This is a genomic window from Shewanella sp. SG41-4, assembly GCF_014164505.1.
In the GTDB taxonomy this organism is placed as follows: domain Bacteria; phylum Pseudomonadota; class Gammaproteobacteria; order Enterobacterales; family Shewanellaceae; genus Shewanella.
In genome coordinates, this window is sequence record NZ_JACJFI010000181.1 from 1 (window position 1) to 8933 (window position 8933).

At 42.4% G+C, this 8933-nt stretch carries 8 protein-coding genes; 4 read left to right on the forward strand and 4 right to left on the reverse strand.

Annotated elements, in window-relative coordinates:
* On the reverse strand, positions 1-834 hold an 834-nt coding region (locus tag H5202_RS15045), incomplete at its 3' end, for a LysR family transcriptional regulator (protein WP_182772791.1).
* A gap of 433 nt (positions 835-1267) precedes the next feature.
* Between H5202_RS15045 and uvrD the strand changes: the two genes are divergently transcribed.
* The 4 genes from uvrD (at position 1268) to H5202_RS15065 (ending at position 6467) form a co-directional block, all read left to right on the forward strand.
* The gene (gene uvrD / locus H5202_RS15050) at positions 1268-3451 is read left to right on the forward strand and encodes a DNA helicase II (protein ID WP_182772792.1); all 2184 of its coding nucleotides are present in this window, start codon (positions 1268-1270) and stop codon (positions 3449-3451) included.
* Positions 3452-3488: 37 nt separating this feature from the next.
* Positions 3489-4349: a 4-hydroxybenzoate octaprenyltransferase gene (gene ubiA, locus H5202_RS15055; protein ID WP_182772793.1), complete on the forward strand. Its 861-nt coding sequence runs from the start codon at positions 3489-3491 to the stop codon at positions 4347-4349.
* A 33-nt stretch (positions 4350-4382) separates the two neighbouring features.
* Positions 4383-5300 (forward strand): alpha/beta hydrolase, encoded by a 918-nt coding sequence (locus tag H5202_RS15060; protein ID WP_182772794.1) that lies wholly within the window; start codon positions 4383-4385, stop codon positions 5298-5300.
* 150 nt (positions 5301-5450) lie between these two features.
* Entirely contained in the window at positions 5451-6467 is a 1017-nt protein-coding gene (locus tag H5202_RS15065) for a hypothetical protein (RefSeq protein ID WP_182772795.1), read from the forward strand.
* A 125-nt stretch (positions 6468-6592) separates the two neighbouring features.
* Here H5202_RS15065 and H5202_RS15070 read toward each other — a convergent pair whose 3' ends face one another.
* From H5202_RS15070 to H5202_RS15080, 3 genes are all read right to left on the reverse strand, one after another.
* Entirely contained in the window at positions 6593-7171 is a 579-nt protein-coding gene (locus tag H5202_RS15070) for a nucleoside triphosphate pyrophosphohydrolase family protein (protein WP_101085172.1), read from the reverse strand.
* Positions 7172-7299: 128 nt separating this feature from the next.
* Positions 7300-7998 carry an NAD(P)H-flavin reductase gene (fre, locus tag H5202_RS15075; protein WP_182772796.1) on the reverse strand — a complete coding sequence of 233 codons (699 nt, stop codon included), beginning with the start codon at positions 7996-7998 and terminating at the stop codon, positions 7300-7302.
* Positions 7999-8078: 80 nt separating this feature from the next.
* A partial coding sequence (locus tag H5202_RS15080) for a UbiD family decarboxylase (protein WP_182772797.1) occupies positions 8079-8933 on the reverse strand: 855 nt, incomplete at its 5' end.

Consider the following 8933-nt stretch of genomic DNA (forward strand, 5'->3'; position numbering starts at 1 on the left):
TGCCACAGGTGATTGAGGACTTTTGGTCGAATAGGCCAAGCTGATATCGGCAAAGCCAATGCTGTGTTGCGGTAGAATATTAATTAATCGTCCCTGATTTACTGCCTCGTGAGCAATAACATGAGGTAATAAAGCGATACCCGCCCCGGCTAAACATAAGTGATATAACGAGTTAAAGTCGCTGCAGATAACTTTATAATGAGTTGGTACATTTGCATGCTGAAAATGCCAAGTCTGCTCTAGTTGCCCATGTGCATCTCTAAAGCCTAGTAATGAATGGTATTGTAAGTCATCGGTATTTTCGATCAGTGATGATTTTTCTAAATAACTTGGGCTAGCATAAATTTTACGCTCAAAAGTCGTCAACTTATGTACAGCAATATTTGCACCGTTTACTTGACCGACATCAATAATCAAGTCGAGCCCTAAACGATTGAGCTCTTTACTGCCACCAGACACAATTAACACCTCTAATTGGACTTGCGGATACGCATGAATGAAGTGAGCGATATATTCATCCATCAACTTGTCGACGAAAGGCAATAAACCAATGCGTAAATTACCTTGTACTTCATCATGACGATGTTTAAACACATATCCGGCATGATTTAATTGATTCACTAAAGGTTCGATTTGAGCAAGATATTGTCGACCTGCAGAGGTTAAGGCCATGACTCTTGTTGTGCGAGTAAATAACGGTGCCCCGAGTTGTTTTTCTATTTCTCCAATCCGGCGACTGACTAATGCTCTGCGAGTATCAAAAGACTTTGCCGCTTTGGAAAAGCTGCCTAACTTTGCAACTGTAATGAATAGTTCTAAATCTTTGATATTCAATATGGCAACCTATACAGCTGAAGCTGTTGGTAATAAGAGCATTTCAATCGGCTTTTTAGTATTAATGGCATTGAACATATTGATCTTAAACCGACATGTTCACCAGACATACTCGCCACAAAACAAACAAACTTAATCTAGTTTTTTGAGTCATAAATTTGAGTACTTAATCGACGATTAGGCCGATTACTTAACGCTAAAATCAATTAATTGTTTATTTTATATAGTAATTTTCGTTTACTGCTTTGTCAATTTAGGCTTGATTTCGTGGTTAGAACATCACAAGTAAGTGATTTCAATGACGTTGATATTAATGTAGTCAATAGGTTCATTCTCTTAGCTAAGGTGATAGCTAGCTTAAAATAGCTGAAGTATTGCACGCCATTATCACGCTATTTAAGATATAATGCCTCGCAGATTTCTGGGAGGAAAAATGGACGTATCATCATTATTAGACGGCCTAAACGATAAACAGCGTGAGGCAGTCGGCGCGCCACTTTCAAATATGTTGGTGTTAGCGGGTGCCGGCAGTGGTAAAACCCGTGTATTAACCCATCGTATTGCGTGGTTAATGCAAGTTGAACAACAAAGTCCATATTCTATTTTGGCAGTAACCTTTACCAATAAAGCCGCGGCAGAAATGCGTGAACGGGTGGAAAAGGTTGTGGGCACTAACATGGGCAGGATGTGGATCGGTACCTTCCATGGTTTAGCGCATCGGTTATTGCGAACCCATTATCAAGATGCCAATTTACCGCAAAGTTTCCAGATTATCGATTCTGACGATCAGTTACGTTTACTTAAACGAATTCTTAAAAGCCTTAATTTAGACGAGAAGCAATATCCTCCTCGTCAGGCTCAGAGTTATATTAACGGTAAAAAAGATCAAGGTTTACGCCCGAAGAATATCGACGCGGGTGGCTTTCCGATTGAGCAAAATTTACTGAATATTTATAAGGTTTACCAAGAGTCTTGCGATCGCGCAGGCTTGGTCGACTTTGCAGAAATATTACTACGTGCTCATGAGTTATGGCTCAATAAACCGCATTTACTGGCACATTACCAAGAACGCTTCCGTCATATTTTAGTGGATGAGTTCCAAGATACTAACGCGATTCAATATGCTTGGATCCGTGTGTTAGCAGGTAACACAGCCAATGTGATGATTGTCGGTGATGATGATCAATCTATTTACGGTTGGCGTGGTGCACAAATTGAAAACTTACACCGTTTCTTAAAAGACTTTTCAGGTGCAACAACTATTCGTTTAGAGCAAAATTATCGTTCAACAGCGAATATTTTGAATGCCTCGAACGCTGTGATTGCCAATAATCCAGATCGTTTGGGTAAAGAGTTATGGACTGAAGATAAAGATGGCGAGCCCATTTCGGTCTATTGCGCCTTTAATGAAATGGATGAAGCCAAATTTATTGTCGGACGCATTAGTGACTGGCATGAAAAGGGCGGTAGCTTGAGCGAATGCGCCATTTTATATCGCTCAAATGCTCAATCGCGAGTATTAGAAGAAGCCTTTTTACACAAAGGGTTAGCGTATCGTATATACGGTGGTCTGCGCTTCTTCGAACGTCAAGAAATTAAAGATGCTATGGGCTATATGCGTCTGATTAATAACCAAAATGATGATGCAGCGTTTGAACGTGTAGTGAATACACCAGCTCGTGGTATTGGCGATCGTACTTTGGATATTGTGCGCTCAACCGCCAAACAGCATGAGCTAACTCTGTGGCAAGCTTGTGTGAGTTTAATCGAAGAAAAAGTCCTTGCTGGGCGTGCGGCTAACGCCATCAATGGCTTTATGGAACTGATTATTGCGATGCGAACGGATACGGCAGATATGTTGCTGTACCGGATGGCTGATGATGTGATTGATCGTTCAGGCTTGCGTACCATGTACGAGGCTGAAAAAGGCGAGAAAGCCCAAGCGCGAATTGAAAACTTAAATGAGCTGGTTACTGCAGCGCGCAGTTTTGAAATGCCTGAAGAACTTGAAGACATGGGCGAGCTTAATGCCTTTTTGTCTCATGCGGCTTTAGAGGCTGGCGAAGGTCAGGCTGACGCCTTTACTGATGCAGTGCAGTTGATGACTTTGCATTCAGCCAAAGGGCTTGAGTTCCCGATGGTGTTTATGGCGGGCGTTGAAGAAGGATTATTCCCGAGCAAGATGGCCCTGGATGAAGGCGATCGTTTAGATGAAGAACGCCGTTTGTGTTATGTCGGTATGACCCGTGCTATGCAAAAACTGTACATCAGTTATGCAGAGTCTCGTCGTATTTATGGCCGTGAAGATTATGCTAGCCCATCACGGTTTATTAACGAAATTCCTGAAAAATTTGTTGAACAAATCCGTATACGTGCTCAGGTAAAGCCATCTGTTAGTCAGCGTTTTCCTGCTAAGGCTACGGTTGTCACTAAAAAACCTCATGGTTTTAATGACACCGGTCATAAAGTGGGTTCTAAAGTGAAGCACTTTAAGTTTGGTGTTGGTGTTGTGACTAGCTTTGAAGGTTCTGGTGAAAAAGGACGTGTGCAGGTTGAGTTTGTCGATTTTGGCAGTAAATGGCTGTTAGTATCGTTAGCAAAATTAGAGCGTTGTTAATGTGTTTCGCCTGCTAAATCATGGAGAGATGACACCAATGTCATTGCAAGATAAGCTTCGTGCTTATACACGATTAATGCGGATTGATAGGCCTATAGGTACCTTACTTCTGCTTTGGCCGTGTTTAATGGCACTGGTGTTAGCTGCTCAAGGGTTGCCAGATATTAAGGTGTTGTTAATCTTTATTGTTGGCGTAGTGATTATGCGTGCCAATGGCTGCATTATTAATGACTTTGCCGATCGTAAGCTAGATGCTCATGTAGAGCGTACTAGTATGCGACCGCTGGTGTCGGGTGAAGTGTCTGTTAAAGAGGCGCTGACTCTATTTACCCTGTTAGGCTTGGCTGCGTTTAGCTTAGTATTATGGCTTAATCCACTGGTTGTGCAGTTATCTGTGGTGGGGATTATTTTAACGGTGATGTACCCGTTTATGAAACGGGTAACCAACATGCCACAAATGTTTTTGGGTATTGTGTGGAGTTGGTCAATTCCGATGGCTTATGCCGCTCAACTTGGTGAAGTACCGGTTGAAGCTTGGTGGTTATTTATGGCTAATTGGTGTTGGACGGTAGCGTACGACACCATGTATGCCATCGTCGATCGTGACGATGACTTAAAGGTCGGTATTAAATCCACTGCTATTTTATTTGGCCGCTTTGATCGACAGATTATCGGTTTATTCCAACTTGCTGCGCTAGGGTGTTTTGTGATGGCTGGTCTGGCGGCCGATCGTGGCGTTATTTACGGTTTGGGCATTATCAGCTTCATTGGATTTGCCGTGTATCAGCAACGATTAATTTTTGATCGTGAACGTGCACCATGTTTTAAAGCCTTTTTAAACAATAACTGGGCCGGTATGGTACTGTTTATCGCACTTGCGCTGGATTATATGATTTAACTTTTGCGGTTTATTACCATAGGGCAGGGATGCATGAAAACAACTGATTGGTTAATCGGCGCGATAGTATGTTGTGGGTTATTCCTAGTCAGTGTGTCAGCTAACAATAACGCGGTACTGGCTGATTTATCAAGCAACACTGCTGATGTACATTCCACAGCGGCACTCGTCAATATTCCTCGTACCCGCCAATTTGTGCTCAAAGATGGCGATCGCCACTATCAAGTGATGATCAAACTACCTAAAGATTACCGCAACAATAGTATTCATCATTACCCTGTAATCTATATGACGGACTCTATGTATAGCTTGCAAGTGGTGTCTGGCGCGACGCGATTCCCAATGAACAGTAATATGATGCAGCAAGCTATTTTGGTCGCCATAGGTTATCAGAGGCCTAGCAAAGGTTCGGCGAGTCGGATCCGCGACTATACGCCTAGTCACGATGCGAGTTGGAAACGACCCACTGGCGAGGCCAAGCGGCACGTTACTTTTATCAGCCAGGTTGTGATGCCCTTTGTTGAAAAAAACTATCGGGTCGACAGCCAACAAAACACCTTTGTGGGCAATTCGCTAGGCGGGTTATTGGGTGCTTATATTTTATTAGAACAGCCAACGTTATTTGCGTATTACGTATTAGGCAGTCCATCTCTGTGGTTTGACAATAAACAATTGTTGCAGCAGTTTGTGCAGCGTTTTAGTCAAACACCAGCCATATCTGCCAAGGTGTTTATTGGCATTGGCGAATTAGAAAAGCCACCCTATACCGATAATCATCATATGGTGGCCGATGCGCAGGCTTTTTTTAAACTGCTCCAATCCCATCCATCGGCGCAATCTGGTGACTTAGCACTCAAGCTGCTAGTCATCCCCGAGGCTGATCATTCTATGGCTTTTCCTACCACCGCTATTCATGGTTTAACTTGGCTGTTTAAGCGCAACTTATCTTGATACCCATTTACGGCAATTTTTAGTAACAATTTTTGCGTCAATCAATAGCAATGAAACTAATGTTTGCTGATATGTTAACAACTTGTATCTTCACGTTTATATTCACAATAGTATGCGTGGGTTAATAACATATACAGGGATAAGTATTCAATGAGAGCCACGGTAAAGTATCGGTTAGTCTTTTTAGCCTTAATGGTATTGAGCTTTGTGATAGGCGTTCAGTGGACACCAGAGTCGTTAACAAGCGAAGCGGACAAGTGGTCGTTATACCTTATTTGCGGATTGTATTTTGTGTTACTGCCACTGAGCTACTGGTATTGCATTATTAAAATGGGCGCTCAAAAACTGTGGAAATTGATAGTTATTTTCAGTTTAAGCAGCTTAGTTGCTCGGTTAAGTTTCCCAGCCGAAGTTGCGCACTATTTTGAGTTTATTGCATGGTTACGCTATCCGATTATTGCAGTGCTGCTGGTCATTGAATTGTATTTGGTGGTGAGTGTTGTTCGTGGCTTGATTAAGGTGCGAAAACTTAAGGGCGATCCTAGAGTCGGGGCGGTAGAAACGTATCGAGATGGCGATGATAAAAGCTTAACTATTGCGCTTATTCTCGCCAGTGAAGCGACCAACTGGTTTTATTCAATCCCTTGGTTCTCACGTCATCATCCACCAGTAATTGCCAATATCAATCTTGTTAGCGCGACACGCTGGCATGTGTGGTTAATGCTTATTGGTTGTGTTGGTGCGTCGAGTCTGAGTTACGTATTACTGGCATCGTGGAGTGAGTGGGTGGCGATTATTGTCTCAAGTATTATTGCCTATACCTTGATGTCTATCGTGGCTAACCATCGATTATCACGATATTACTCTTTGTATTTAATCAGAGATAACTTAGTGATCAATAATTCATTGTGGGGATTTATGGTAGTTAACATTGCCGATATTGCTAGTGCCGCTGATCAACAATCAACTGAATTAAATAAAGATGAGCCAGAAACCATTATTATTGGTCGTGGGCAGAGTAATGTCACTATCACCCTAAACCGTCCGGTTATTTATCATGGTGGTATGGGCCAGTTACCCGAACCCATGAAAACGGTGCATTTGAGTGTGGACAATCCGCAGCAGTTAATTCAGGCGCTTAATAACAAAGTCTCTGTGGCAGTGTAATAATAAAAATCCCATAAAAAATGCGCTGATAAAAGCGCATTTTTTATGGGTAAATTAGCACTACCAAGTGCAACTCAGTTGCTAATTTGCCGGTTAGTCTCGCACTAACTTAACCTCGAACTAACTTAATCTCGCACTAACTTAGTTAAGTCTGCAGGGCGATAATAAACTGATTTTAATACTTTTCCTTGGCGAACCACTTTACCCGCCATATCGACATCTTTAGCACACTTAGCAATAATAAACTCACCTTTAGTGCTACCGACAATCTCAACGCCTTGTTTGGCGTAAAAGGCGATAGTTTCATCCAACTCTTGTTGGTTTCGGCACACTTTGCTCATGTTGCTTGAATGCACTTCATCCCAACATTGGATAAAGTCTATTTCGCGGTTTTTAGCCACGTTAAGCAATAAATCGATAAGATAGCTGATCTCTAGACGATCGCTTACCTGAGACGCACCTATGTGCACTAAACGACCCATTAAGACATAGACAGAGTCAACAATCGCATCAGCTTGTTCCATGCGAGAGTCTGCTTCTGCAAGCTCGGTCATTTCTTCAATAATTAATGAGGTGTGTAAGGTATCAGCTTTGTCGTCTAGGCTAGCACTGTCGTTAACCGGTAAATCAAAAGTACTGCGAAACTCAAAAATATCGCGATATAAATGGTCATAGATAGGCTGAGTGAGTTGACTGAGTTTCATTGGAGTACCTTATTAATAAATGTGGGCTAATTTTAAATAAATGAGCCATGGAATACAAAGGCAATCAGTCGATTTACCGATAAAAAAACCGGCAAGATAGCCGGTTTTAATGGTTTTATTGGGAAAGCCTATTTGATAAATGCAAAAGCATCACCATACAAATGGGCTTCTTCAATGCCAAGCTCACGGAACAATTCTCGTGCAGTGCCAACCATATCAAAACGGCCAGCAATGTAGATATCGTAGCCATTCAAACTGACAAAATCCTGCTTAATCTGCTCTAGTAGATTAGCTTTTTTACCTTGCCAATTACCGTCAGCAAGTTCTACTACTGGAATAAACTCTAACCAAGAATGATCGGCATGCCATTGACGAGCGATGTCTTGATAGTACATGGCTTCTTCGTTACGACAACCCCAATACAGTTTAGTATTAATGGTTTCGCCGTTAGCAATCTGTGCTTCAACGATACTTTTGATGTATGAGAAACCCGTGCCGCCCGCAATGAGGATGCGTGGTCGATGGCTATCGCTTCGTAAAAAGGCGTCGCCAGCAGGTGCTTCAATATCAATATGAGTGGCAGTTTGTAGGCGTTCAACAACTTGCATTGGATAACTTTCGCTAACCGCGGCACCAATGTGCAACTCAATTAACGCAGCATTAGGTGCGGAAGCGATAGAAAAAGGACGTTTGTCTTTTTCACCCATGACCACAGTTAGGTATTGGCCAGCCTTAAAGTCAAAGGCTGCTTCGGGTTTAAGGAACACTTGGTATACAGCGTCATTAAACGGGGTGACTTTTTCTATCTGACAACGAATGGTTTTCATCTAACGTCCTTTAAACCCTTTTATAATTTTTTATTTACGAGTTAATTATAGCTATTTACGCCCTAATTGGATCACTGTGGTTACAGTGTTGGCATATCTTGTATGCCGAGATCATCCCAAATTTGGTCAATTCTCTGTTTTGTTTTTTCATCCATCACGATGGGGGTTCCCCATTCTCGCGTGGTTTCACCAGGCCATTTGTTAGTGGCATCTAAACCCATCTTAGATCCTAAACCGGCAACGGGTGAGGCAAAATCAAGATAATCAATCGGAGTATTATCTACCATCATGGTATCGCGAATAGGATCCATTCGTGTAGTAATGGCCCAAATAACATCTTGCCAATCACGGCAATTGACATCGTCATCAACAACAACGATAAATTTGGTATACATAAACTGGCGCAAGAATGACCAGGCCCCCATCATGACACGCTTAGCATGACCAGGATATTGCTTACGGATTGAAATCACAGCCATACGGTATGAACAACCTTCAGGCGGCAGATAAAAATCAATAATTTCTGGATACTGCTTACGTAAAATGGGGACAAATACTTCGTTCAACGCCACGCCTAACATGGCCGGCTCATCAGGTGGACGACCGGTATAGGTACTATGATAAATGGCGTCTTTACGATGAGTAATGTGAGTCACGGTAAATACTGGGAATGAGTCGGTTTCGTTATAGTAGCCAGTGTGATCGCCGTATGGACCTTCTACTGCTGTCTCTTCAGGGTCAATATAACCTTCAAGAATAATCTCGCTGGTAGCTGGCACTTCAAGATCGCAGCTAATGGCTTTACAAACTTCGGTGCGTTCGCCGCGCAGTAAACCTGCAAAAGCATATTCACTCATGGAGTCTGGCACAGGAGTGACAGCACCTAAAATGGTCACAGGATCGCTACCTAATGCCACTACGACAGGATAACGCTC